The sequence below is a fragment of the Burkholderia sp. GbtcB21 genome, assembly GCF_019091065.1.
GTDB lineage: Bacteria > Pseudomonadota > Gammaproteobacteria > Burkholderiales > Burkholderiaceae > Burkholderia > Burkholderia pyrrocinia_C.
The window spans coordinates 76,028-100,295 of record NZ_JAGXKA010000012.1 but is presented as its reverse complement, the minus strand read 5'-3'; the positions used below and the strand labels follow the sequence as shown (position 1 = coordinate 100,295).

At 67.9% G+C, this 24,268-nt stretch carries 23 protein-coding genes; 8 read left to right on the top strand and 15 right to left on the bottom strand.

Annotated features, from left to right (window positions below; all coding sequences use genetic code 11):
* Window positions 1–24: 24 nt before the first annotated feature.
* A complete protein-coding gene (gene alaS / locus KVT39_RS24660; RefSeq protein WP_217590414.1) occupies window positions 25–2,649 on the bottom strand; it encodes an alanine--tRNA ligase in 2,625 nt (874 codons plus the stop codon).
* A 254-nt stretch (window positions 2,650–2,903) separates the two neighbouring features.
* Here alaS and KVT39_RS24655 point away from each other — a divergent pair, with 254 nt between their 5' ends.
* Window positions 2,904–4,124, top strand: coding sequence for a CaiB/BaiF CoA-transferase family protein (locus KVT39_RS24655; protein WP_034183358.1), 1,221 nt, complete (start codon window positions 2,904–2,906; stop codon window positions 4,122–4,124).
* Between the two features lie 34 nt (window positions 4,125–4,158).
* On the opposite strand, the gene KVT39_RS24650 is transcribed toward KVT39_RS24655, so the two are convergent.
* The gene (locus tag KVT39_RS24650) at window positions 4,159–4,707 is read right to left on the bottom strand and encodes an alpha/beta hydrolase (protein WP_217590413.1); all 549 of its coding nucleotides are present in this window, start codon (window positions 4,705–4,707) and stop codon (window positions 4,159–4,161) included.
* A 166-nt stretch (window positions 4,708–4,873) separates the two neighbouring features.
* Window positions 4,874–5,083, bottom strand: coding sequence for an ornithine acetyltransferase (locus KVT39_RS24645; protein WP_006497729.1), 210 nt, complete (start codon window positions 5,081–5,083; stop codon window positions 4,874–4,876).
* 252 nt (window positions 5,084–5,335) lie between these two features.
* Here KVT39_RS24645 and KVT39_RS24640 point away from each other — a divergent pair, with 252 nt between their 5' ends.
* Window positions 5,336–7,045 carry a glutamine--tRNA ligase/YqeY domain fusion protein gene (locus tag KVT39_RS24640; RefSeq protein ID WP_034183356.1) on the top strand — a complete coding sequence of 570 codons (1,710 nt, stop codon included), beginning with the start codon at window positions 5,336–5,338 and terminating at the stop codon, window positions 7,043–7,045.
* A 137-nt stretch (window positions 7,046–7,182) separates the two neighbouring features.
* Here KVT39_RS24640 and KVT39_RS24635 read toward each other — a convergent pair whose 3' ends face one another.
* From KVT39_RS24635 to KVT39_RS24625, 3 genes are all read right to left on the bottom strand, one after another.
* Entirely contained in the window at window positions 7,183–7,653 is a 471-nt protein-coding gene (locus tag KVT39_RS24635) for an NUDIX hydrolase (RefSeq protein ID WP_217590465.1), read from the bottom strand.
* Between the two features lie 11 nt (window positions 7,654–7,664).
* The gene (locus KVT39_RS24630; protein ID WP_034183354.1) at window positions 7,665–8,051 is read right to left on the bottom strand and encodes a hypothetical protein; all 387 of its coding nucleotides are present in this window, start codon (window positions 8,049–8,051) and stop codon (window positions 7,665–7,667) included.
* Between the two features lie 108 nt (window positions 8,052–8,159).
* Window positions 8,160–9,473 (bottom strand): cytochrome-c peroxidase, encoded by a 1,314-nt coding sequence (locus KVT39_RS24625; protein WP_217590412.1) that lies wholly within the window; start codon window positions 9,471–9,473, stop codon window positions 8,160–8,162.
* A 222-nt stretch (window positions 9,474–9,695) separates the two neighbouring features.
* On the opposite strand from KVT39_RS24625, the gene KVT39_RS24620 reads away from it, so the two are divergent.
* Window positions 9,696–11,282 carry an acid phosphatase gene (locus KVT39_RS24620; protein ID WP_217590411.1) on the top strand — a complete coding sequence of 529 codons (1,587 nt, stop codon included), beginning with the start codon at window positions 9,696–9,698 and terminating at the stop codon, window positions 11,280–11,282.
* 105 nt (window positions 11,283–11,387) lie between these two features.
* Here the strand turns inward: KVT39_RS24620 and KVT39_RS24615 are convergent, their stop codons facing one another.
* The 6 genes from KVT39_RS24615 to KVT39_RS24590 form a co-directional block, all read right to left on the bottom strand.
* A complete protein-coding gene (locus tag KVT39_RS24615; RefSeq protein WP_217590410.1) occupies window positions 11,388–12,896 on the bottom strand; it encodes an alginate export family protein in 1,509 nt (502 codons plus the stop codon).
* A gap of 74 nt (window positions 12,897–12,970) precedes the next feature.
* On the bottom strand, window positions 12,971–13,666 hold the full coding sequence (locus tag KVT39_RS24610) for a YoaK family protein (protein ID WP_105390672.1): 696 nt from the start codon (window positions 13,664–13,666) through the stop codon (window positions 12,971–12,973).
* On the bottom strand, window positions 13,663–14,577 hold the full coding sequence (locus tag KVT39_RS24605) for a glyoxalase (protein ID WP_034183349.1): 915 nt from the start codon (window positions 14,575–14,577) through the stop codon (window positions 13,663–13,665). Before KVT39_RS24605 ends, KVT39_RS24610 begins: the two co-directional genes overlap by 4 nt.
* A gap of 26 nt (window positions 14,578–14,603) precedes the next feature.
* Entirely contained in the window at window positions 14,604–15,065 is a 462-nt protein-coding gene (locus KVT39_RS24600; protein ID WP_217590409.1) for a DoxX family protein, read from the bottom strand.
* A 1-nt stretch (window position 15,066) separates the two neighbouring features.
* On the bottom strand, window positions 15,067–16,956 hold the full coding sequence (locus tag KVT39_RS24595; protein ID WP_217590408.1) for an amidohydrolase: 1,890 nt from the start codon (window positions 16,954–16,956) through the stop codon (window positions 15,067–15,069).
* Between the two features lie 18 nt (window positions 16,957–16,974).
* Entirely contained in the window at window positions 16,975–17,142 is a 168-nt protein-coding gene (locus tag KVT39_RS24590; RefSeq protein WP_034183346.1) for a DUF1427 family protein, read from the bottom strand.
* Window positions 17,143–17,268: 126 nt separating this feature from the next.
* Between KVT39_RS24590 and KVT39_RS24585 the strand changes: the two genes are divergently transcribed.
* On the top strand, window positions 17,269–18,192 hold the full coding sequence (locus KVT39_RS24585) for a LysR family transcriptional regulator (protein ID WP_034183345.1): 924 nt from the start codon (window positions 17,269–17,271) through the stop codon (window positions 18,190–18,192).
* 63 nt (window positions 18,193–18,255) lie between these two features.
* Here the strand turns inward: KVT39_RS24585 and KVT39_RS24580 are convergent, their stop codons facing one another.
* On the bottom strand, window positions 18,256–18,942 hold the full coding sequence (locus KVT39_RS24580; RefSeq protein ID WP_034183344.1) for a hydrolase: 687 nt from the start codon (window positions 18,940–18,942) through the stop codon (window positions 18,256–18,258).
* A 281-nt stretch (window positions 18,943–19,223) separates the two neighbouring features.
* On the opposite strand from KVT39_RS24580, the gene KVT39_RS24575 reads away from it, so the two are divergent.
* The 4 genes from KVT39_RS24575 to KVT39_RS24560 are packed head-to-tail and all read left to right on the top strand — an operon-like array spanning window position 19,224 to window position 22,457.
* Entirely contained in the window at window positions 19,224–19,484 is a 261-nt protein-coding gene (locus tag KVT39_RS24575; RefSeq protein ID WP_217590407.1) for a XapX domain-containing protein, read from the top strand.
* A 25-nt stretch (window positions 19,485–19,509) separates the two neighbouring features.
* The gene (locus KVT39_RS24570; RefSeq protein WP_034183343.1) at window positions 19,510–21,090 is read left to right on the top strand and encodes a sodium:proton antiporter; all 1,581 of its coding nucleotides are present in this window, start codon (window positions 19,510–19,512) and stop codon (window positions 21,088–21,090) included.
* A 48-nt stretch (window positions 21,091–21,138) separates the two neighbouring features.
* Window positions 21,139–21,531, top strand: coding sequence for an OsmC family protein (locus KVT39_RS24565; protein WP_034183342.1), 393 nt, complete (start codon window positions 21,139–21,141; stop codon window positions 21,529–21,531).
* 32 nt (window positions 21,532–21,563) lie between these two features.
* On the top strand, window positions 21,564–22,457 hold the full coding sequence (locus KVT39_RS24560; protein ID WP_217590406.1) for a pirin family protein: 894 nt from the start codon (window positions 21,564–21,566) through the stop codon (window positions 22,455–22,457).
* 54 nt (window positions 22,458–22,511) lie between these two features.
* Here the strand turns inward: KVT39_RS24560 and KVT39_RS24555 are convergent, their stop codons facing one another.
* Both KVT39_RS24555 and bcsG read right to left on the bottom strand, forming a co-directional pair.
* Complete coding sequence (locus KVT39_RS24555) at window positions 22,512–22,709, bottom strand: hypothetical protein (protein ID WP_034183340.1); 198 nt, start codon at window positions 22,707–22,709, stop codon at window positions 22,512–22,514.
* Window positions 22,691–24,256 carry a cellulose biosynthesis protein BcsG gene (gene bcsG / locus KVT39_RS24550; protein WP_217590405.1) on the bottom strand — a complete coding sequence of 522 codons (1,566 nt, stop codon included), beginning with the start codon at window positions 24,254–24,256 and terminating at the stop codon, window positions 22,691–22,693. Before bcsG ends, KVT39_RS24555 begins: the two co-directional genes overlap by 19 nt.
* Between the last annotated feature and the right edge of the window lie 12 nt (window positions 24,257–24,268).

The window sequence follows — 24,268 nt, the reverse complement described above, 5'->3', positions numbered from 1 at the left end:
CGGGCGCCGCGTCGGCCAGGCCGATCAAAGACGCTCTTCGACCCAGCCCTTGACGCCGGCCAGCGCGCCCGGCAGGTTCGCCGGCTCGGTGCCGCCAGCCTGCGCCATGTCCGGACGGCCGCCGCCCTTGCCGCCGACCTGCTGCGCGACGAAGTTCACGAGCTCGCCGGCCTTGACCTTCTTGCTCGCGTCAGGCGTGACGCCTGCGATCAGGCTGACCTTGCCGCCTTCGACGGCCGCCAGCACGATCGCCGCGCTCTTCAGCTTGTCCTTCAGCTTGTCGACCGTTTCGCGCAGCGTCTTCGCGTCGGCGCCGTCGAGCGTCGCGGCCAGCACGTACACGCCGCCGATTTCGACGGCCTGCTGCGCGAGTTCGTCGCCCTGGCTCGATGCGAGCTTCGACTTCAGCGCGCCCAGTTCCTTCTCGAGCGACTTCACCTGGTCCTGCACCTGCGCGATGCGCTGCGTGAGCTCCGACGGCTGCGCCTTCAGCGCGGCCGCCGCTTCGTTCATGCGGGCGTCGAGATCCTGCACGAAGCGCACCGCGTTGTCGCCGGTGATCGCCTCGACGCGGCGGATGCCGGCCGCGACGCCGCCTTCGACGACGATCTTGAAGAAGCCGATGTCGCCGGTGCGGTGCACGTGCGTGCCGCCGCACAGTTCGCGCGAGAAGCCGAGGTCGAGCACGCGCACTTCATCGCCGTACTTCTCGCCGAACAGCGCCATCGCGCCGCCCTTCACCGCTTCGTCGTACGGCATCACGCGCACGATGCCCGGCGCGTTCGCGAGGATTTCGTTGTTGACGATCTGCTCGACGCGACGGATTTCGTCGTCGGTCATCGGCGCGTTGTGCGCGAAGTCGAAGCGGGTCTTGTCGGCATCGACGAGCGAGCCCTTCTGCTGCACGTGCGCGCCGAGCACTTCACGCAGCGCCTTGTGCATCAGGTGGGTCGCCGAGTGGTTGCGCTGCGTGCGCGCGCGGCGGTGCGCGTCGATTTCCGCGCGCAGCACGTCGCCGACCTTCAGCGTGCCCTGTTCGAGCGAGCCGTGGTGGCCGATCACGTCGGCCTGCACCTTCAGCGTATCGGCCACCGCGAAGCGCGTCGACGCATTCGCGAGCACGCCCTGGTCGCCGACCTGGCCGCCCGATTCCGCGTAGAACGGCGTGTGGTCGAGCACGACGACCGCATCCTGGCCGCCCTTCACTTCATTGACCGACGAGCCGTCGACGTACAGCGCGACGACCTTCGCGTCGTCGAACGCGATTTCCTCGTAACCGTGGAAGGTGGTCTTCGCGCCCGTGTATTCGAGGCCCTGCGTGGCCTTGAACTTGCCGGCCGCGCGCGCCTGCTCGCGCTGGCGCGCCATCGCGTCGTCGAATGCCGGCTCGTCGACCGTCATGCCGCGCTCGCGGCACACGTCGGCCGTGAGGTCGAGCGGGAAGCCGTAGGTATCGTGCAGCTTGAACGCGAGTTCGCCGTCGAGCACCTTGCCGCCCTTCGCCTCGACGTCGGCCAGCGCGCCCTCGAGGATCGACATCCCGTGCTCGATCGTTTCGAAGAAGCGCTCTTCTTCCTGGCGCAGCACGTCGGTCACGCGCTGTTCGGCTTCCTTCAGCTCCGGATACGCGACGCCCATCTCGGCGACGAGGTCGGCCACCAGCTTGTGGAAGAACGAACCCTTGCGGCCGAGCTTGTAGCCATGGCGAATCGCACGGCGCACGATCCGGCGCAGCACGTAGCCGCGGCCTTCGTTGCCGGGGATCACGCCGTCGACGATCAGGAACGAGCACGCGCGGATGTGATCGGCGATCACCTTCAGCGAGTTGTTGGTGAGGTCGCTGATCTCGGTCACGCGCGCGGCGGCCTTGATCAGGTTCTGGAACAGGTCGATCTCGTAGTTGCTGTGCACGTGCTGCAGCACCGCGGCGAGGCGCTCGAGGCCCATGCCGGTGTCGACGGACTGCTTCGGCAGGCGCGTCATGTTGCCCTGCGCGTCGCGGTTGAACTGCATGAACACGAGGTTCCAGATCTCGATGTAGCGGTCGCCGTCTTCCTCGGCCGACCCCGGCGGGCCGCCCCACACGTCCGGGCCGTGGTCATAGAAGATTTCCGTGCACGGGCCGCACGGGCCCGTGTCGCCCATCGTCCAGAAGTTGTCGGACGCGTAGCGCGCGCCCTTGTTGTCGCCGATCCGGATGATGCGCTCGGCCGGCACGCCGACTTCCTTCGCCCAGATGTCGTACGCCTCGTCGTCTTCCTGGTAGACGGTGACCCACAGCTTTTCCTTCGGCAGCTGGTAGACCGTGGTCAGCAGCTCCCACGCGAAGCGGATCGCGTCGTGCTTGAAGTAGTCGCCGAACGAGAAGTTGCCGAGCATCTCGAAGAAGGTGTGGTGGCGCGCCGTGTAGCCGACGTTCTCGAGGTCGTTGTGCTTGCCGCCCGCGCGCACGCTGCGCTGCGCCGTCGTGGCGCGCGAATACGGGCGCTGGTCCGTGCCGAGGAAGACGTCCTTGAACTGGACCATGCCCGAGTTCGTGAACATCAGCGTGGGGTCGTTACCGGGCACGAGGCTCGACGAGCGGACGATCGTGTGGCCCTTCGATTCGAAGAATTTGAGGAATTTCTCGCGGATTTCGGCAGCTTTCATGGCGTGCGGGGACAGTCTGGCAAAGACGGCTTCAAACGCCGGCGCCCCAGGCGGGGCGCGCGGCGGCATGGATTCTGAAACGATCGATTATACGGGATCGGAGCCGGCTTCCGGGCAAAGCGCCGGCAAAGCGGCTCGGCCATCCGGCCGGCCCGGCTGGGCCACCCGGATGGCCGATTCGCCTTAAGATGCGCTTCATGCCAATCGGCCTTGCCCGACAAGGAAGGCCAGCCATGAAAGGAGACGATTCGACGATGGGTGCCCTGAGCCATATCCGCGTGCTGGACCTCACCCGCGTGCTCGCGGGCCCGTGGTGCGCGCAGACCCTCGCCGATTTCGGCGCGGACGTGATCAAGGTCGAGCGCCCCGGCGCCGGCGACGACACGCGCCACTGGGGGCCGCCGTACCTGAAGGACGCGGACGGCGCGGATACCGCCGAGGCCGCGTACTATCTCGCGGCGAACCGCAACAAGCGCTCGGTGACGATCGACATCGCGACGCCCGAAGGCCAGCAGATCGTGCGCGAACTCGCCGCGCAAAGCGACGTCGTGCTCGAGAACTACAAGGTCGGCCAGTTGAAGAAATACGGGCTCGATTACGAATCGCTGCGCGCGGTGAAGCCCGATCTCGTCTACTGCTCGGTCACCGGCTTCGGCCAGACCGGCCCGTACGCGCACCGCGCGGGCTACGACTTCATCGTGCAGGGAATCGGCGGCTTCATGAGCATCACCGGCGAGCGCGACGGCGAGCCGGGCGGCGGCCCGCAGAAGGCCGGCGTCGCGATCGCCGATCTCGCGACCGGCCTCTACTCGACGATCGCCGTGCTCGCCGCACTCGCGCACCGCGACCGTACCGGCGAAGGCCAGTACATCGACATGGCGCTGCTCGACGTGCAGGTCGCGCTGCTCGCGAACATGAACACCAACTTCCTCGCGAGCGGCAAGCCGCCGATGCGCTGGGGTAACGCGCATCCGAACATCGTGCCGTACCAGACGTTCCAGACGAGCGACGGGTGGATCATCGTCGCGGTCGGCAACGACGGGCAGTTCCGCAAGTTCGTCGAGGCCGGCGGCCGGCCCGAACTGGCCGACGACGAGCGTTTCGCGACGAACCCGTCGCGCGTGCGCCACCGCGACACGCTGGTGCCGATCCTCGCGGAGATGGTGAAGGCGCGCGGCAAGGCCGACTGGATCGGCGTGCTCGAAGCGGCCGGCGTGCCGTGCGGGCCGATCAACGATCTGGAGGAAGTGTTCGACAACGAGCAGGTCGTCGCGCGCGGGATGCAGGTGTCGCTGCCGCACCCGTGCGGCGCGGACGTGCAGCTCGTGCGCAACCCGATCCGGATGAGCGCGACGCCGCCCGACGCGCGCACGGCCCCGCCGCTGCTCGGCGCGCAGACCGACGACGTGCTGCGCGACATGCTCGGCTACGACGACGAACGGATCGCGGCGTTGAAGGCGAAGCAGGCGATCTGACGAGCGGCCGCTTCAACGGCTCGCGCGGCGGCGACTACCGCGCGAGCGCGTCCAGCCAGCCGCGCGCGGCCGGCCAGTCGCCGAGCCCGCTGTCCGCGTTGATGTGGCCGCGCGGGCCGATGTCGCGGAATTCACTGCCCCACGCATGCGCGCAGCCGCGCGCGAACGCGAGCGAGCCGTACGGATCGTCGCTGCTCGCGACCACGCAGGTCGGAAACGGCAGCCGCTCGTGCGGCACCGGCCCGAAGCCGTGCGCGTCGGCCGGAAACGCCGGCCCGGCGGGATCGGGCAGCGCGACGAGCAGCGCGCCGCGCACTTTCGCGAGCGCCGCCGGGCGCGCATAGCGTGTCGCCCACCACGCGACGGTCAGCGTGCCGAGGCTGTGGCCGGCGATCAGCACCGGCCCGCGCGCGGCTTCGACCGCGCGATCGAGCGCGAGACACCAGCCGTTGCGGAACGCGCGGTCCCAGTCGGGCATCGCGACGCGCGAGAAGCGCGCATCGGCGCGCTCCCAGCGGCTTTGCCAGTGAAGCGGGCCCGAATTGGCGTAGCCCGGCAGGACGAAAACGAGGGGGTCGCTCATGAAAGGATTCGTCGACGAATGGTGTGGTTTTGTGAAGTCGACGAAGTGTCGCACACCCTCCTCTCCCTGATGCTGCCTGTCAAAAAAACCGGAAGGATGTGCAGCGGGTCGTGACGCGCTCGGGACGGCGTCACGACCGGCCGGCGCTCAGGCGCGCCGGCTTCGATCAGCGTACGCCGGCGCCGACCAGGCCGCCTGCCGCCGCGCCGGCAACCGTGCCGACCGGGCCGCCCGTGATCAGGTAGCCGAGCGCGCCGCCCGCGGCCGCGCCGATACCGGCATTGCGTTGCGTATGCGTCATCGCGCATGCGCCGAGTTGCGACAGTGCCGCGACAATCACCGCGGTACGAACCAGAAAAGTGGTCTTCTTCATCATGATTATTGGCTTCCTCCCGCCACGCAATTACGCGAATGGCGGCATTGAATCGGTGAAGCCATCATAGGAAAACCCGAACGGCGCGAGCAATCCGATTTACGTCGTGTTACAGCCGACACACTATCGAGATATTGCGGCACGCATCGCGAACACAACGGTCCTCACCCGCAAGCCGCGCGGGACGGACCCCGGTCAGGTAGAATTACAGGATTAAACCGGCGCGACGCGCCGACACAACCTGACGCCAACCGCATGAGCACCGAACGCAACGACGCCCCCGCGGCTTCCAACTTCATCCGCAACATCATCGACGACGACAACCGCACCGGCAAATGGGGCGGCCGCGTCGAAACGCGCTTCCCGCCCGAGCCGAACGGTTATCTTCACATCGGCCACGCGAAGAGCATCTGCCTGAACTTCAGCGTCGCACGCGACTACGGCGGCGTGTGCCACCTGCGCTTCGACGACACGAACCCGGAAAAGGAAAGCGTCGAGTACGTCGACTCGATCGTCGACGCGGTGCGCTGGCTCGGTTTCGACTGGCGCAAGGACGCGGTCGATCACCAGTATTTCGCGAGCGACTACTACGACAAGCTGTACGAATTCGCCGAGCTGCTGATCAAGCGCGGCAAGGCCTACGTCGACAGCCAGAGCGCCGACGAAATGCGCGCGAACCGCGGCTCGCTGACGGAAGGCGGCAAGCCGTCGCCGTTCCGCGACCGCACGCCCGACGAGAACCTCGACCTGTTCCGCCGCATGAAGGCCGGCGAGTTCAAGGAAGGCGAGCACGTGCTGCGCGCGAAGATCGACATGGCTTCGCCGAACATGAACATGCGCGACCCGGTGATCTACCGGATCCGCTACGCGCACCACTACCGCACCGGCGACGCATGGTGCGTGTATCCGATGTACGACTACACGCACTGCATCTCGGATGCGCTCGAAGGCATCACGCATTCGCTGTGCACGCTCGAGTTCGAGGATCACCGCCCGCTGTACGACTGGGTGCTGAACGAACTCGCGGAAGCCGGCGTGTTCACGCGCCCGCTGCCGCAACAGATCGAGTTCTCGCGACTGAACCTCACGTACGCGATCACCAGCAAGCGCAAGCTGCTGCAGCTCGTCACCGAAGGCCACGTCGACGGCTGGGACGACCCGCGGATGCCGACGATCGTCGGCGTGCGCCGCCGCGGCTTCACGCCGGAAAGCATCCACCTGTTCTGCGAGCGGATCGGCGTGACGAAGATCGATTCGTGGATCGACATGAGCATCTTCGAAGGCGCGCTGCGCGACGACCTCGACGACAAGGCCGCGCGCACGGTCGCGGTGCTCGATCCGCTGAAGCTCGTGATCGACAACTATCCGGAAGGCCAGGAAGAAGCGTGCACGGCGCCCGTGCATCCGCACCATCCGGAGCGCGGCGTGCGCACGTTCCCGATCTCGCGCGAGCTGTGGATCGAGCGCGAGGATTTCGTCGAGAACCCGCCGAAGGGCTATTTCCGCCTGTTCCCGGGCAACAAGGTGCGCCTGCGCTACGGCTACGTGATCGAATGCACGGGCTTCGACAAGGATGCCGACGGCAACGTGACGGCCGTGCACTGCAACTACTTCCCGGACAGCAAGTCGGGCACCGAAGGCGCGAACACGTACAAGGTCAAGGGCAACATCCACTGGGTCAGCGCGAAGCATGCGCAGCCGGCCGAAGTGCGGATCTACGACCGCCTGTTCAAGGAGCCGCATCCGGACGCGGGCGGCGCGAACTTCCTCGAAGCGCTGAACCCCGATTCGAAGAAGATCGTGCAGGCGTACGTCGAGCCGGGCAACAGCGACATCGCGCCGGAAACGCGCCTGCAGTTCGAGCGGCACGGCTACTTCGTTGCCGACCGCGTCGATTCGAAGCCGGGCAAGCCCGTGTTCAACCGGATCGTCGGGCTGCGCGACAGCTGGGGCAAGCCGGCCTGACGGCCTGCTCCGCGTGCGGCGCGCGGCCTCGGGCCGACGTCGCGCGACCATGAAAAAACCGGCTCGAGGGCCGGTTTTTTTATTGCATGCAACGAAGCGAAGCCAGGCAATGCGGCGGCGGAAGCCACGGCGTTCATTCACGCGCCCGACAGCCGCCGATGCAGCTCCGCCAGCGACAGCTTCGTGCGGAACAAGTGCGCGAGGCTGCGGCTCGCATACGCGTCGATATCGCCCGGCGCGGTCCAGCGATACGCATCCATCTCGGGAATCATCGAGCCGTCGCGACGGCTCGGGAACAGCGACGTGCACGTGCACAGCGCGGGATCGATCTCGCCGTCCGCCACCTGCACCGCGAACAGGTGCAGGTCCTTGTCGTGCCGGTACGCGAAGCGGCCGAGATCGAGCAGCCGGGCCGGCGCGAACTCGATGCCGGTTTCCTCGAGCAGTTCGCGCAGCGCCGCGTCGGCCGGCGTCTCGCCGGGTTCGCCCTGCCCCTTCGGGATGTCCCAGTGCGTGGTATCCGTCGCGTGCGCGAGGAACACGCGGCCGGCCGCATCGAGGATCACGACGCCGCACGACACCGCGCGCGGCGCGCCGCCCCGCTTCATCACACGCGCGCTCAGTGCTTCTGCAACTGCCACTTGCCCGCGGCCGTCTTGCAGTAGACGGGCTTGAGCGTCATCGCCTGGCCCTTCGCGGTGATGTCGGTGGTGATTTCGCGGCAGGTCTTGCCGTCCGTCTCGGTCGTGGTCGGCGTGAGCTTCGCCTCGATCTGCGTACGGTTGCCGCTGTTCTGCCAGGTCGTGGTCTCGCCGTCCTTGCCTTCGTCGCGCACCTTCTCGGCGGCCTTCGACAGCGACGCCGTGTCGGCCTTGCTGAAATAGCTGAGCGGCGTGTTGGTCAGAAAGTTCAGGTTGTTCTGCGCGTGGGCGGGCAGCATCGCGGCAACGCACGCGGCGCCGGCCAGCACACGCGTGACGACGGAAAGGGATGCACGCATCGACATGTTGTTCTCCTTGGATGTTCGATCGAACGGCGCGGTGCATGCCGGCGAACCGGCACGCGCCACGCCCGTCAGCGAGCGAGCATAGCATGCGTGCCGCGTGCAGCACTTTTAGCGGGCCGCCTGCGTCGACCCGGGTTGATATCCGTCAGTCAGCGTGCCCAGGAACGCGATCACGTCCTTGATCTCGGCCGCGTTCAGCGCCGGCTGCTCGCCGCGCTTGCGGTCGAACGGCGGTTCGCGGTTGATGTTCGGCCAGTAGCGCTTCGGCAGGTCGTCGTAGATCTGCACCTTGCCGTGCACGACCGGGTAGAACTTCTCCGGATGAATGTCGCGCTCGACGTAGAAGCGCATCACGTCCTCGAGCGAGTGATACACGCCGTTGTGGAAGAACGTCTTGCGCAGCGCGACGTTGCGCAGCGACGGCGTGCGGAACAGCCCGCAGAATTCGTCGCGGCCCTTCAGGTCGGTGCGCTCGGGGCCGCACGCGCCGAGATCGTGAAAGCGCGGGTCGCGGTTGACGGGCAGCGCGCGGTTGCGCGGCACCGCGATCGCGATCAGCCCGAAATCGCTGAATTGCGGCGGGCCGCCTTCGAGCGTGCGCTGGCTGATGTGGCAGCTCGCGCAATTGCCCTTCTTCTCGTCGTTGAACAGTTGCAGACCGTGCAGCTCGGCGGGCGTGAGCTGCGCGCGGCCGGCCAGGTACGCGTCGTACTTGCTCGTGTACGGATCGAACAGCGCCGGCTGCTGCTGGAACGCATCGAGCGCACGCAACACCGCGTCGAAGGCGGCCTGATCGTCGCCGAGCACCCGCTCGCCGAATGCGTTGCGGAACGCGTCCGCATACGGCGCCGCGCGCACCGCCTGCGCGACCCGCGCCGGCGAGCTGCTCATCTCGAACGGCGACAGCAGCGGAATGCGCGCCTGCGCGTCGCGCGTGTCGACGCGGCCGTCCCAGGTCAGCCCGCCGGTCGGGCCCGCGTCGATGCTTTCGTCGCCCTCGTCGGGCGAATCGTGGAAGTGCTCGCTGAACGGCGGGATGCCGCGCAAGTACTTCAGCGACGGCGCCGCGCGGAACCCGATGCGATGCATGTCGTCGCCGCCGAGCTGCACCGACAGCGCGTTCGGCGGCCCGAACGCATGTTCGGCGCTGTGGCACGTCGCGCACGCGAGCTTGCCGGAGCCCGACAGCGACGGATCGGAGAACAGTTGCTTGCCGAGCGCCGTCATCTGCTTCACGCCCTCGAACACCTGCGCACGCGTCTGCGGCTGGCTGGCCGGTGCGACCGCGGGCGCGGCCGGCGAATTCGCGCCGGGCCGCGCATCGCAACCGGCCAGTGCCGCGAGCCCGGCAGCCAACGCCAGGGCCGCCGCGGCATGGATCAACGATCGCGCGGACGCAAGGGATTTCGGGGTGGTGGGCATCGTCGTTCTATTTGGTAGCGGTGGGCAATCGGCCGGAGCTTATGTCAGTTCCGTGACCATCGCGTGACGTTCCGCCGACAGTCAATTGAAAGCGCCCCTACACCCGCCTGTCAAACGGGTTCCAGATAATGCGCGCAGCCGGTCGGCGCCCAGCGCCTGTCGCGCCGGCCCTGCGCCAACCCGGTTCCCACACGCGACCAACGACGAAAGAGAGAACATCGCATGAAGAAGCACGCCTGGATTCGCTATACGCCGATCGCCCTCGCGGCCGCGCTCAGCCTGACCGCCTGCGGCGGCGACGACGTCACGCAACAGGGCCTGTCGGCCGTCAAGAACGTTGTCGTGATCTACGCGGAAAACCGCAGCTTCGACAACCTGTACGGCAACTTCCCGGGCGCGAACGGCCTGCAGAACGCGACGGCCGCTAATTCGGTGCAGAAGGATCGCGACGGCTCGACGATGGCGACGCTGCCGAAGGTCTGGGGCGGCCTGACCGCGACCGGCATCACGCCGGCAGTCACCGAGGCGATGACGGCGAACCTGCCGAACGCGCCGTTCGCGATCGACGATCCGAACGGCTTCAACCAGCCGATGAGCATCGCGACGCGCGACATCGTGCACCGCTTCTACCAGGACCAGATGCAGATCAACGGCGGCAAGAACGACATGTACGCCGCGTGGACCGATGCCGGCGGCCTGACGATGGGCCACTACACGCCGGACCCGTCGAAGCTGCCGCTGTGGAAGATCGCGCAGCAGTACGTGCTCGCCGACAACTTCTTCATGGGCGCGTTCGGCGGCTCGTTCCTGAACCACCAGTACCTGATCTGCGCGTGCGCGCCGTTCTACGCGAACGCGAACACGAGCCCCGCGGCCGGCAAGATCGCCGTGCTGAACGCGGACGGCAAGTCGCTGAAGGTCGCCGCGAATTCGCCCGTGTCCGCGCTGAGCGGCCCGCCGAAATTCGTCAACGACGGCGCGATCACGCCCGACTTCTTCGCGGTCAACACGATGCAGCCGCCGTATCAGCCGAGCGGCAACAAGGCGGCCACGGGCGGCGACCCGCTGCTCGCCGACCCGGCCAACGCGTCGACGATGCCGCCGCAAACGGCCACCAACATCGGCGACCTGCTGACCAATGCGAACGTGTCGTGGGCATGGTATAGCGGCGCGTGGGGCCAGGCGCTGCAGGCGAGCCAGAACGGCACGTCGAACGTGATCTACGGTGCCGACCTGTCGACGCCGAACTTCCAGCCGCACCACCAGCCGTTCAACTACTTCGCGAACCAGGCGCCGGGCACCGCGAACCGCGCGCAGCACCTGCTCGACGGCGGCGCGAACGGCGCCGAGTTCATCAAGGCGATCGACGCGGGCACGCTGCCGGCGGTGACGTTCTACAAGCCGCAGGGCAACCTGAACGAGCACCCGGGCTACACGGACGTCACGTCGGGCGACCAGCACATCGCCGACGTGATCGCGCACCTGCAGGCGAGCCCGCAGTGGAAGAACATGGTCGTGGTCGTCACGTACGACGAAAACGGCGGCTTCTGGGATCACGCCGCGCCGCCGAACGCCGACCGCTGGGGGCCGGGCACGCGCATTCCGGCGCTGATCGTGTCGCCGTATGCGAAGAAGGGCTTCGTCGACCACACGCAGTACGACACGGGCTCGATCCTGCGCTTCATCACGCGCCGCTACTCGCTGCCGCGCCTCGCGGGCCTGCAACAGCGCGACGACGCGCTGAAGGCCAACGGCGCGCAGCCGATGGGCGACCTGACGAACGCGCTCACGCTGTCGCCGAACCTGTAACGGCATCGCGACGAACGGGCCGGCGGCGCTGCCGGTCCGGACGAACGAAGGGCGGCCTCGCGGCCGCCCTTTTTCACGAATGCGCGCTGTTGTCGCGCCCCTTCGTCACCAGCCGTACTTGAGCTCGACGCCGACATAGTCGGCGTTGTGCCCGCCCGCCTGCCGGATCGCATCGCCGACCTGGAAATGCACGGCCTCGACCGCGCCGATCAGGTTCGCGGCGATCGTCCAGTCCGCCCGCAGCTGCACGTACATCCCCGTCCACAACCCGCCCTTGCCGGCCGTGCCCGGCACCACGGCGTTGCCCTGCTGGTAGACGGCGTCGCCGGTCGTCTCGCGCCACTGGAAACCGAGCGCGCCGAGCAGCGCCAGATTCGGCGACGGCTTCAGCGTCACCGACGGCTTCACGTGGATCAGGTTCGAGTAACCGGTGAAGCCCGCGAGCGTGAAGTAATAGCCGTTCGGAAACAGCGGATTGAAGGTGCCGATGCGGCCGTCGTGCGGATGCCGGTCGCCCGACGCCGCGTCGACCTGCAGCGCGACGCGCGGCGACCACGGTGCATCGAGCCGGTAGCCGGCGATCGAGCCGAGCGCCCACGCGCGGATCGAGCTGCTGCCGACCGTCCCCGTCTGCAGCATCGTTTCGAGATCCCAGTCGAAGCGCCCCTGCGTGCCCGTGTAGCGCAGGTCCCACACGTCGCGGCGCTCGGCGCCGCTCGCATCGAGAAAGCGCGCATTGCTGCGGTTGTAGCGCGACCAGTAGCCCGACAGGTCGCCGGGCCCGACCGACTGCCGTTCGAAGCGCACGCCGCTGAACGTGAGGTTGCGGTTCGACACGTCGTCGAACGCGGACACGGTGCGGTTCTGCACGGGCTGCGTCGCATACGCGATGAAGCGCCACTTTTGATATTCGTAGTCGGCCCACACCGCATCGAACGCCTGCCGCACGTTCGGGCCGTCGCGCGCGGCGATGAAACGCTGCAAGTCGAACGCCATCTCCTGGCGGCCGACGCGGAACTTGAACGTGCCGCCGCCGAGCGCGCCCGTGTAGGTCGCGAATGCCTGTTCGAGATCGAGCGGGTTCCTGTCGACCGGCGAGATCGTGTTCTTGCCGAACGCACGGTCGTCCTGCAACTGCACGAAGAACTGCCAGTGCTGGCCGATATGCGCATCGGCATGCACTTCGACGCGCTGGATCAGGTACGTGTCCGATTGCGCGGAGCCGATTCCGAACAACGGCGCGTCGTTGGTTTCCAGACGCTCGCGCAGGTTCACGCCGAGCGAAAGATAGGATGACGGATCGTTGCCGAGCGGGATGTATTTCAACCCGTCGAGCGGCACGCGCGGCACGCATGGATTCGCGAGCACCGACCAGTCTTCCTGCCAGCGGTTGAACAGCACGGTCGGCCGCTTGGCCGTGCACGTCGATGCGGTGCCGCCGGCCGACGTCGATGTCGATGTCGATGTCGGTGTCGGTGTCGATGTCGGTGCAGCTTCCGCGATCGCCGCGTCGGCACCGGCGAACAGCAGCCCCGCGACAACCGACGCGCGGGCAACCCGGTCGAAGCGACTGCCTCGGGTCGTCGCGGCACGCTGCCCGCTTGTCGCGGCCATCCGTTCGCGACCGCCTGCGTCAATCCGGGCCGCTCGCCCGCCGCCGCCGCGACGCGTCCCTCCACGCTGCACGATCATGCATGCTCCTGCGTGCCGGCACGGGCGGACACCCCCGCGCATGCCGCCAGCACCGCGAGCGTGCCGGCGGGCACAAGCAGCGCCCAGAACCCGATATGGCGAAAGCCCAGCGCGCCGCATATCGCGCCGAGCGCGAACGCGACGATCGCCGGCAGCATCTTCGCGAAGCGCGCGCGTGCCGTCGTGCGCACGCTGTCGGCCGTGCCGGCGGACAGCAGGTCGACGACATCGAGGATCGCCTGCGTGACGTTGCCGGTCATCACCGTGTTCGGCACGCCGGCGCGCGCGATCACGCGCGGATGCGCGTTCTGCACGCCCATCGCGAACGTGCCGACGAAACCGGCCACCAGCACCGGCAGGCTGTCGGATTGCGTCACGGGCGTCGCCCACACGCCGGCCGCGCAGAAGCCGAGCAGCAGTACGGCCTGCACCGTATGCAGGGCTCGCGCGCCCTGCCATGCGGGCCGCGCGGAAAGCGCGCGCGCGATCAGGCTGCTCGCGACGACGCCGCACACGAACGCAGGAAACACGCTGAGCTTCAGCAGGATGCCCTGCCCGAACCCCGCGACGCCCGCGCCGATCAGCACGAAGTTGCCCGTCACGTGCGCGGTGAACAGTCCGAACAGCGCGACGAAGCTCAGCGTATCGACGAAGCCGGCCACCGCGGAAAGGATCGTGTCTTCGTGCTTCATCGCGCCGCGCTCGCGTGGATCTCGGCGACGTAGCCGCCCGGGAACTGCACGAGCGCCGCATCGCGCCCGTCCGCCGTATACGACGGCACGAGCACGTTCACGCCCGCGGCCTGCGCCTGCTTCAGCGTCGCTGCCAGATCCGGCACTTCGTAGCCGGTCGTCTCGTGCCCGTACGGGTAAGGCAGTTGGCCGTCCGTCACGAGTACGGTCATCTTGCCGAAGCCCGACGTGATGCGAATGCGGCGATAGGTGTCGTTCGGCCGGCCGATCTCGATGCCGGGCGCCTTGAGGTTGTCGGACACCACCTTGCCGTTCGAGAACTTGACGAAATCATGGACGAACTTGCGCACGCTCTGCGGCGACACATACACGCGGTTCTCGGGGATCGTCTGCAGCGCCGCGTAGTTCGGCGCCTGCGTGTGCCAGTACAGCTGCATCTTCACGCCGCCCGTCCACGCGATCACCGCATCGCGGCCGATCGGATCGGGGAACGTGTCGACGATCACTTCCGCGCCATGCTCGCGCGCCACCTTCATCGCCGCGTCCATGTCGGTGACGAGATAACCCGTGCGCTCCGCGCCGAACGGCCAGGGCACGGGCGTCTTGAAGCCGAACACGGAGATCGTGCCCGCCGGCGTGAAAACGAGTTGCGACATCGTCTGGCTCGGGGTCGGCGTGACCTGGAACACGCCCTGCTTCGACTTGCTGCCGCCGAACGTCGCGACGAAGCTGTCGGTGAAGCGATCGAAATCCTCGGGGGCGACGTATACGTGCGTCGTGTCGTATTGCGGCCCGACGGCGAGCGTCGGCGTGGCCGCCGGCGGCACGGGCGGCTTCGCGTACGCCGCCGGCGCCGCGACGAGGCCGGCAGCGATCGCAAGCGCGAGCAAGGCGGAACGAATCGTTTTCATCACAGGATTTCCTTGTTGTTTCATCGTCATCGAGTGGTACGGCCGTCGCCGGCCGTGTGCTTCGCATCGGCGAGCAGCGTCGCGAGCACGAGTGCGGCGATCAGCCCGAGATGCTCGAAAAAGCTGTTGAGCGCCATGAAATGATCGGCGCCCGTGCGGTTCCAGAAATCGTTCGCCACCGCCATCGCGACAAGCGTCAGCATGCCGAGGGCGCCGGCGCCGAGCCACGTGAAGCGGTTCAACACCACGCACAGCGAGCCGGCAATCTCGACCGCGATCGCGAGCGCCGCCCAGAGCGCGGCCGGATGCAGGCCGAAATGCGCCTGCTCGGCGACCTCGCCGCCGAAATCCAGCGCCTTCGCGACGCCGCCGATCAGGTACGCAGACACCAGCGCGAGGCGCACGAGCGGCAGGACCCACGGCTGCGCCAGCAGCGCGCGAACCCACGCCGGGTTGCCGAAACCGCCTGAATTGGTCGGGGCCGCCATGTCAGACCGCCCAGCACGAACAACCGAACGCGCCCCAGAAGCCCTTCGCATCCGACGTCGGCAATGCGCTGCCCCACGCGCTCGCATGTGCATGGGCGTGCACGTTGCACGCGCTCGAGCAGCCGCACATCGCGGCGGCCGCCGCACGCTGCAGCGGTGCGCCGTTGCGCTGTGTCGCGCCCCAGCCGCCGTAGCCGCCGTACTCGCGCACCGGCGACCAGTCCGGCATCGCTGGCGGAATCGGCGCGTCGTGCGACGCGAACGGCCCCGCGCCCCACACGATCTTGCCGCCGACCACCGTCAGCAATGCGGTCGTATCCACGATATCGTCCTCCGCACATGTGAAGAAATCGCGATCCGGGACCATCAGGTCGGCAAGCTGCCCGACCGCTACACGCCCTTTCTTCCCTTCCTCGTTCGAGAACCAGGTCACGTATTCGGTCCACATCCGCAGCGCGGTCTCGCGATCGAGCAGGTTGCGCTGCGGATACATGCGCAGCCCGCCGACCGTCTTGCCCGTCACGAGCCATGCGAGCGACACCCACGGGTTGTACGACGCGACACGCGTTGCGTCGGTGCCGGCCGACACCTTGAGCCCCTTGTCGAGCATCTTCGCGACGGGCGGCGTCGCCTCGGCCGCCTGTGCACCGTAGCGCTCGACGAAATATTCCCCCTGGTACGCCATCCGGTGCTGCACCGCAACACCGCCGCCCAGCGCCGCAATACGATCCATCGATTTTTCGGAGATCGTCTCCGCATGATCGAAGAACCAGTTCAACCCGTCGAGCGGAATTTCGCGGTTCACCTTTTCGAACACGTCGAGCGCGCGGCTGATCGTTTCGTCGTACGTGGCATGCATGCGCCACGGCCAGCGATTCTGTGCGAGCACGCGCACGACGCCTTCGAGATCGTCTTCCATCTGCGCCGGCAGGTCCGGGCGTGCAACGCGGAAGTCCTCGAAATCCGCTGCCGAGAACACCAGCATCTCGCCGGCACCGTTGTTGCGGAAATAGTCGGTGCCGTCGTGATACTTGACGCTCCTGGTCCAGTTCACGAAGTCTTCCTTCTCCGCGTTCGGCTTCTGCGTGAACAGGTTGTACGCGATCCGGATCGTCATCTCGCCCGCGTCGTGCAGCTTGCGGATCACTTCGTAATCGTCGGGATAATTCTGCGAACCGCCGCCCGCATCGATCACGCCCGTCACGCCGAGACGGTTCAGTTCGCGCATGAAGTGGCGCGTCGAGTTGTACTGGTATTCGAACGGCAGCTTCGGCCCCTTCGCGAGCGTCGCGTAGAGGATCGTCGCGTTCGGGTTCGCGAGCAGCAGCCCGGTCGGGTTGCCCGCGGCGTCGCGCAGGATCGTGCCGCCCGGCGGCTCGGGCGTGTCCTTCGTGTAGCCGACCACGCGCAGCGCAGCCGCGTTCAGCAGTGCGCGGTCGTACAGGTGCAGGATGAACACCGGCGTGTCGGGCGCGGCGGCGTTGAGCTCGTCGATCGTCGGCAGGCGCTTCTCGGCGAACTGGTGCTCGGTGAAGCCGCCGACCACGCGCACCCATTGCGGCGCGGGCGTGATCGCGACCTGCCGCCTGAGCATCTCCATCGCGACCGCGAGCGAACGTACGCCGTCCCAGCGCAGCTCCATGTTGTAGTTCAAACCGCCGCGAATCACGTGCGTATGGTTGTCGATCAGGCCCGGCAGCACGGCGCGGCCGTCGAGATCGACGACCTTCGTCGCGCGGCCCGCGAGCGGCACGATCTCCGCATTGCCGCCGACCGCGACGAAGCGGCCGTCCTTGATCGCGACGGCGGTGGCGACGGGGTTCGCACGATCGAGCGTCGTGATGCGCCCGTTGTGCAGGATGAGATCGGGTTGAGTATCGATTGCGCTCATGGTGTGTCCTCGATGCGGTCAGAAGCCGAGCCAGTGACGGACCGGCGCGATGCTGCCTGCGCCGATCAGCATGCCGGCGAGGCCGACCAGCGCGATCAGCGGCGGTGCCGGCGAGCGCACCTTGATCACGCTGTACACGACGCCGATCAACACGCCGGCGCCCAACGAAAGTAGATAAGATTCCATAACGATTTTTCTCCCTGGCCGGATTAGAATCACCTGCATGGCGCGCCCGCCTTCGCGGTGCATCGCATCGGCGGCACGATCCGCTGCCGCCGAATCGGTTTCGCTTCCCTGCCACCCGTTCCGACCATGCAACACCTTCCTGATCTCGAAGCCTGGGCCATCTTTGCCCGTGTCGCGGAAACCGGCTCGTTCGCGAAGGCCGCCGACCTGCTCGGCGTGTCGCAACCGACCGTGTCGAAGGCGATCGCGCGCCTCGAAAAGCGTCTCGGCGCGATGCTGCTGTACCGCACGTCGCGCAAGCTGTCGCTCACGCCGACCGGCGAGCTGCTGCGCGACCGCGCGATCCGCCTGCTCGCCGATGCGGAGCTGATCGAAAGCGAAGCGTCCGCGCACGCACTCGAACCGCACGGTCTCGTGCGCGTGAATGCGCCGATGTCGTTCGGGGTGCGCCATCTGTCGCCGGTGCTGCCCGCGTTTCTCGAGCGCTATCCGCGCGTCGACATCGACCTCGTGCTCACCGATCACATCGTCGACATCGTGTCCGGCGGCTTCGACGTCGCGGTCCGCATCGCGGAGCTCAGCGATTCGTCGCTGCGCTCGCGCCGGCTCTGCGCGGTGCGCCGGCCGCTCGTCGCGGCGCCCGCGTATCTCGACCGGCGCGGCCGCCCCACGCACCCGCGCGACCTCGAACAGCACGTGTGCCTCACCTATACGAACCTGCCGACGCCCGAGCACTGGCGCTTTCGTCACCCGGCATCGGGCGAGGAGGTCGGCATGTCCGTGCACGGCCGCATCCGCACCAACAACGCGGACGTGATCGTCCCCGCGCTCGTCGCCGGCCACGGCCTCGCGCTGCAGCCCGAGTTCCTGGTATGGGAAGAGATGCAGCGCGGCGAGCTCGAGGAAGTAATGGGCGACTGGAAGATCGCCGACATCAACGTCAACCTCGTCACGCCGCCCGGCATGCTGCGCGCCGCGCGCGTGACGGTGCTGCTCGAGTTCCTCGCCGAACACTTCTCGCACGCGCCGTGGGCGCTGCCCGTGGCCTGAACGCGCGGCGGCCGACGGCAGGCAATCGCCGCGCCCATCGCGACGATCGCGGCAGGCGGCCCGTTACTTCGCCGGCACGGGCGGGATCGACTCGTGCGGCGTCAGCGTACGCTCTGCCGCCTTGTGGACCATCGTGTACGCGTAATCGACGCCCATCCCGTACGCGCCCGAATGCTCCTTCGCGATCGCCATCACCGCGTCGTAGCTCTCGCGGCGCGCCCAGTCGCGCTGCCACTCGAGCAGCACCTGCTGCCACGTGACCGGCACCACGCCCGCCTGCACCATCCGCTGCATCGCGAAGTCGTGCGCAGCCTGCGACGTGCCGCCCGATGCGTCGGCGACCATGTAGATTTCGTAGTCGCCTTCGAGCATCGCGCACAGCGCGAACGTCGTGTTGCAGACTTCCGTCCACAGACCCGACACGACCACCTTCTTGCGGCCGTTCGCGGCAAGTGCGTCGCGCACCTTCTGGTCGTCCCACGAGTTCATCGACGTGCGTTCGAGCGTCTTCTGGTTCGGGAACACGTCGAGCAGCTCGGGATAGGTGTGGCCCGAGAAGCTGTCGGATTCCACCGTCGTGATCGTGGTCGGGATGTTGAACACCTTCGCGGCCTTCGCGAGCCCGACGACGTTGTTCTTCAGCGCCTGACGATCGATCGACTGCACGCCGAACGCCATCTGCGGCTGCTGGTCGATGAAGATCAGCTGGCTGTTCTGCGGAGTCAGTACTTCAAGCTTCGGGTTGCTCATGACGTGTGTCGTCCTGTAAACGGAAAAAGGAGGGCCTGCCTCGACCGTCGGAACGGGAGGCGCCGCGTGTGAATTGCGCCGGATCGGGATCGTCATCCGGCTCGCAGTATTTAATCTGCAAACGCGCGGCGCGAACACCCAAGAAACGGAATCGATCCGATTCCGGAATCGATGCCCGTTCGGGGCGGCTCGCCCTTTTTTTCTTCACGCAAACCCGATACCCTTTCGAAATCTTGACGGCGTGCGCTGCGCCGCCCGTCGGCCATCACGAGATGCTCATCATGAAACCGTATTTCCTGTCGCTGCTCGCCGGCATTCTCGCCGGTGTCATCTACGGCGCGCTCGGCGTGAATTCGCCGGCGCCGCCGATCATCGCGCTCACCGGCCTGCTCGGCATGCTGGCCGGCGAACAGATCCTGCCCGTCGCGCGCCGGATGCTTTCCGGACACCGGCTGAATACCGCGTGGCGCGACGCGCAATGCAGCCAGCACATGTTCGGCGCGCTGCCGGGCGGCACCGCGAACGACCGCAAGCCGTCGTGATGCACGCCGTCGCCGCAGGCCGCGCATGACCAACGTCGAGCTGTTCCACTACCTGCTGCTGTTGATCTGCGGCGCGGGCGCGCTCACGTGGCTCGCCGAACGAATCTCGATTCCGCCGGCCGTCGTGCTGCTGCTCGGCGGCTGCGCGGTGGCGATCGCCGGCAAGCGCGTGCCCGACATGGACCCGGCGCTGCTGCTCGCGGCCGTACTGCCGCCGCTGCTGATGTCGAGCGGGTTCTACACCGCGTGGAAGGAATTCAGGCAGGAGCTCGCATCGATCGCGTCGCTCGCGCTCGGTGCGGTAGCGTTCACGACCGTCGCGGTGGCCGTGGCCGTGCGTGCCGCGAACCCGGCGCTGCCGTGGGCCGCGTGCTTCACGCTCGGCGCGATCGTGTCGCCGCCCGACGCGGTGGCCGCGAAGGCGATCCTGCAGCGCTACCCGCTGCCCGCGCGGCTCGTCGCGGTGCTCGAAGGCGAAAGCCTCGTCAACGATGCGTCGGGCCTGCTGCTGTACCAGATGGCCGTGTCGGCCGCGCTCGCCGTGTCGATCACGGCCGCGAGCGCCACCGGCCTGTTCTTCTCGCTCACGCTGATCGGCATCGCGGTCGGCCTCGCGTGCGGCCACGCGATGTGCTGGGTGCTGCCGCGCCTGCGCGACCCGATGCTCGGCATCGTCGTGACCTTCGCGATGGCGTGGGGCAGCTACGGCATCGCGGAAGCGGTCGACGGCTCGGGCGTGCTGTCGGTGGTGACTTGCGGCCTCGTGCTCGGCGTGCGCCAGCATCGCGTGTTCGACGCCGACCTGCGGATCAAGGCGAAAGCGACTTGGGAAGCGATCGTGTTCGTGCTCGATGCGCTCGTGTTCATCCTGATCGGTCTCGCGCTGCACGCGATCCTCGCGCGCGTGAACCACGAAGGCGCGGTGCTGATGGCCGGCCTGCGCGTCGCGCTGCCCGCCACCGCCGCCGCGATCGGTGCGCGCGTCGTGTGGGTGTTCGTCGCGATGTGGCTGCCGGACCGCCTGCGCGCACCGCGCGCGGGCCATGCGCGGTGGTCGTGGCGCGAGGCCGTCGTGCTCGGCTGGTCGGGCATGCGCGGCGTCGTGAGCCTCGCGGCCGCGATCGCGCTGCCGAGCAACTTTCCCGGCCGCGACCTGATCCTGTTCAGCACGTTCCTGCTGATCATCGCGACGCTCGTCGTGCAAGGCGGCACGCTCGCGCCGCTGATCCGCGTGCTGAAGCTGCGGCCCGTCGCGCGGCACACGATGTCCGAGCACGCGGTGCGCGCGCATACGTTCGGCGCGGCGCTCGCCGAACTCGACGCGCTGGAGCAGCGCGGGTCGAACCTCGAGCGCCCTTCGCTCGACCGCCTGCTCGCCGAATACCGCAACCGCGTCATGTTCAACGAACGCGCGCATCGGCATGGCGCCGAGCCGGCCGACATGCGCGCGCGGATGCTGCGCGTCGAGCTCGAACTCGTCGGCGTGTCGCGCCAGGCGCTGCTCGACCTGCATCGCGACGGCAAGGTCGACGACACGGTGCTGCACCGGATCGAATCGGAGCTCGATTTCGAGGAACTGCGGCTGCAGCGGCTGCTCGAACCGTAACGTCCGGCCAGGCCGCCGGCCCTCCCCCTTCTCCCCCATGGAACTGCAATGAGCGAACTGTCCGTCGAAGCGAGCATCGGCTCGGTCGATTATCTCGTCCACTTCAGCGATGGCGTCCACCAGTGGCGTGCCGACGAACCGGCGCCGCTCGGCGGCGGCGATGCGGCGCCGACGCCCGTCGCGCTGCTGCTGTCGAGCCTCGGCGCCTGCACCGCGATCACGCTGAAGATGTATGCGCAACGCAAGGGCTGGCCGCTCGCCGAAGTACACGTGAAGCTCGCGCACGAATCGGGCAGCGCGGGCAGCACGATCGTGCGCCGCATCACGCTCGAAGGCGACCTGTCCGGCGAGCAGCGCGAGCGCCTGCTGCAGATCGCGAACGCGTGCCCGGTGCACAAGATCCTCACGCATCCGATCACGATCGACACGGCGATCGCCTGACCGCCTACCGCACCGAACACGAACTCCCCACCATGTCCGCATCGATCAAGACCCTGCTCACGCCGCGCGAAAGCGACATCGGCAACCTCGTCGTGCGCCGCGTGCTGCCCGCGCGCGCCGCGCGCCTCGTCGGCCCGTTCATCTTCTTCGACGAGATGGGCCCGGCCGTGCTGCCGGCCGGCCGCGGCATCGACGTGCTGCCGCATCCGCACATCGGGCTCGCGACCGTCACCTACCTGTTCGACGGCTCGCTGATGCATCACGACAGCCTCGGCTTCCGGCAGAAGATCGTGCCGGGCGACGTGAACTGGATGACGGCCGGCCGCGGCATCGTGCATTCGGAGCGCTCGCCCGACGAGGACCGCCCGCGCGAGCAGCCGGTCCACGGAATCCAGACCTGGGTCGCGCTGCCGGTCGAGCACGAGGACACCGCGCCCGCATTCGTCCATCATCCGGCCGACACGCTGCCGTCGTTCGCGCGCGACGGCGCGAGCGTGCGCGTGATCGCGGGCACCGCGTTCGGGCTTACGTCGCCGGTCGCCGTGTTCTCGCCGACGCTCTATGCGTATGCGGAATTCGCGGCGGGCGGCCGGCTCGCGCTCGATGCGGAGCACGACGAGCGCGGCGTGTATCTCGTCGACGGCGACCTCACCATCGACGGCACGCCGCTCGCCCCCGCGACGATGGCCGTGCTCGAACCGGGCGCGACCGTGGCGCTCGCCAGCGCGAACGACGCGCGCGTGATGCTGCTCGGCGGCGCACACCTGCCGGGCGAGCGTTTCATCGAATGGAATTTTGTATCGAGCGAGCGCGCGAAGATCGACGCGGCGCGCGCAGCGTGGGCCGCGCAGACCTTCGGCAAGGTGCCGGGCGAGGAAGACGAATGGACGCGCCAGCCGGAACGCAGGGCGCGACCGGCAGAATAGGCAGATTTGCTCGCAAGCAGGCGACGGCCGGCACGCATGCCGGCCGTCGTTTGTTTACTGCTTCAATCCCATCAGTTTCGCGAGCGTCGGCCAGCGCTCGAGCGACTCGACGAACGCGCGGCGCGCCTGCTCGTCGACGTAACGTTCAGGATCGAGCGCGGGCAGATGCCGCGCGAGGCCGAGCACGTCGTTCGGCTGCGACAGGCGATCGTCGTCGCCGTCGCCGGGAAGGATTACTGTTCGTCGATCCATACGCCGTCCGGAGTTTTCACCGCGTAACCCGCGGCCGTCTGCATCGTCACCGTGCCCTCGTTCTCGCCGACCATCCGCGTGCGCGGCAGGTCCGCCGCATATTGCGCGAGCGTCGCGCCCGGCTTGAACGGGCTGTTCGACACGAGGTTCGACAGCAGTTGCGCGAGCGCGAGGAAGCTGGTCGGCTGCTCGATCACGGTCGTCGCACCGTGGTTGCCGGCAAAGCCGACGAGCCGCACGCCGACCGGCCCGTGCACGATGCGCGGCGTCGGGATCTCGCGCAGGCCCGCGACCTGGTTCTTGTCGCCGCGCAACGCAGCGCCGTGCTCGGGCACGAACACGATCACCGCGCGGCGGCCCGATTGCGCGATCAGGTCGGCAAGACGGTCGAAATCGCTCATCAGCTTCGTCGCGCGCTGCGGATACGAGTCGATGCTCGTCAGCGAACTGCCGACCACGCGGTTGCCGTCGTGCAGGCTGATCGTGTTGTAGTACAGCGCGACGGGCCCCTGCACCGACCCGCGCTGCGCGTACCAGTTCGCGAGCGTTCCATAGTCGTCCTTGATCGCCGAGCCGTCGAACGCGTGCATCGCGACGGGCGCGGCCGCGTTCGAGACCATCGGCGCGTCGGCCGCGCCGATGTTGTCGTGGATCACCTGCAGGAAGTTGTCGAAGTGGCCGTCGTGGTTCAGCAGCGACTGCACCGTGTAATCGGCGCCCGCGAGTTGCGCGAACAGCTGGCACTGCTGCGGCGCGGGCTTGTACAGGTCCGCGTGCGCCTCCTGCCCGCAGCTCGCACGCAGCACGCGGATCGCCGCCGGGCCGCTGTAGCTCGCGGCGGTGCTGAAGTTCGAGAACAGGTAGTCGAAGTGGCTCAGCATCGGGTGATTGCGCACCTTCGCCGCATCGAGATCGTCCCACGACAGCGAGCAGACGTGCAGCACGATCACGTCGAACTGCGCGGCCGGATCGTTGCCGAGATGGCCGAACGCGACCTGCCGCTGCGACTCCTGTGCACGGAACGTCGCGAGCGCGGCGTTGTGGTCCTCGGGCTGGTCGGCGCGCCCCATCGTCGTCGTGCCCTGCGCGTTCGCCTGCTGCGCGGCCGGCGCGACCACGCGCGCCATCAGGCCGCTGCCCGCTTGCCACAGCGGCATCACGATCAGCACGGCCAGCACGAACGTCGCGACGCGCAGCCAGCGGTTGACGATGAAATAGACGATCAGCGCGCCGACCACCGTCAGCACGAGCGCGGGCGGCAGCAGGCGCGGCAGCAGTTCCATCCAGTAGTCGACGCGGAACGTGCTCACTTCGCGCGCGGCTTCGGCGAGACGTGCAAGCGGCGGCGCATGCATCTCGCGCGCGAGCAGCGGCACCGCGATCGCGATCGCCACGAGCTGCCGGGCGATGCGCCATGCACGCCGCCGCACCGGCGCGCTCGCCGCGAGCGCCACCGCGAACGCGAGGTTCGCGAGCCACAGCGGCTGCAGGTGCCCGGTCGCGAACAGCGCGAACTTCAGGATGAAATACAGATTCCAGAACGTCATCTAACCCACTCC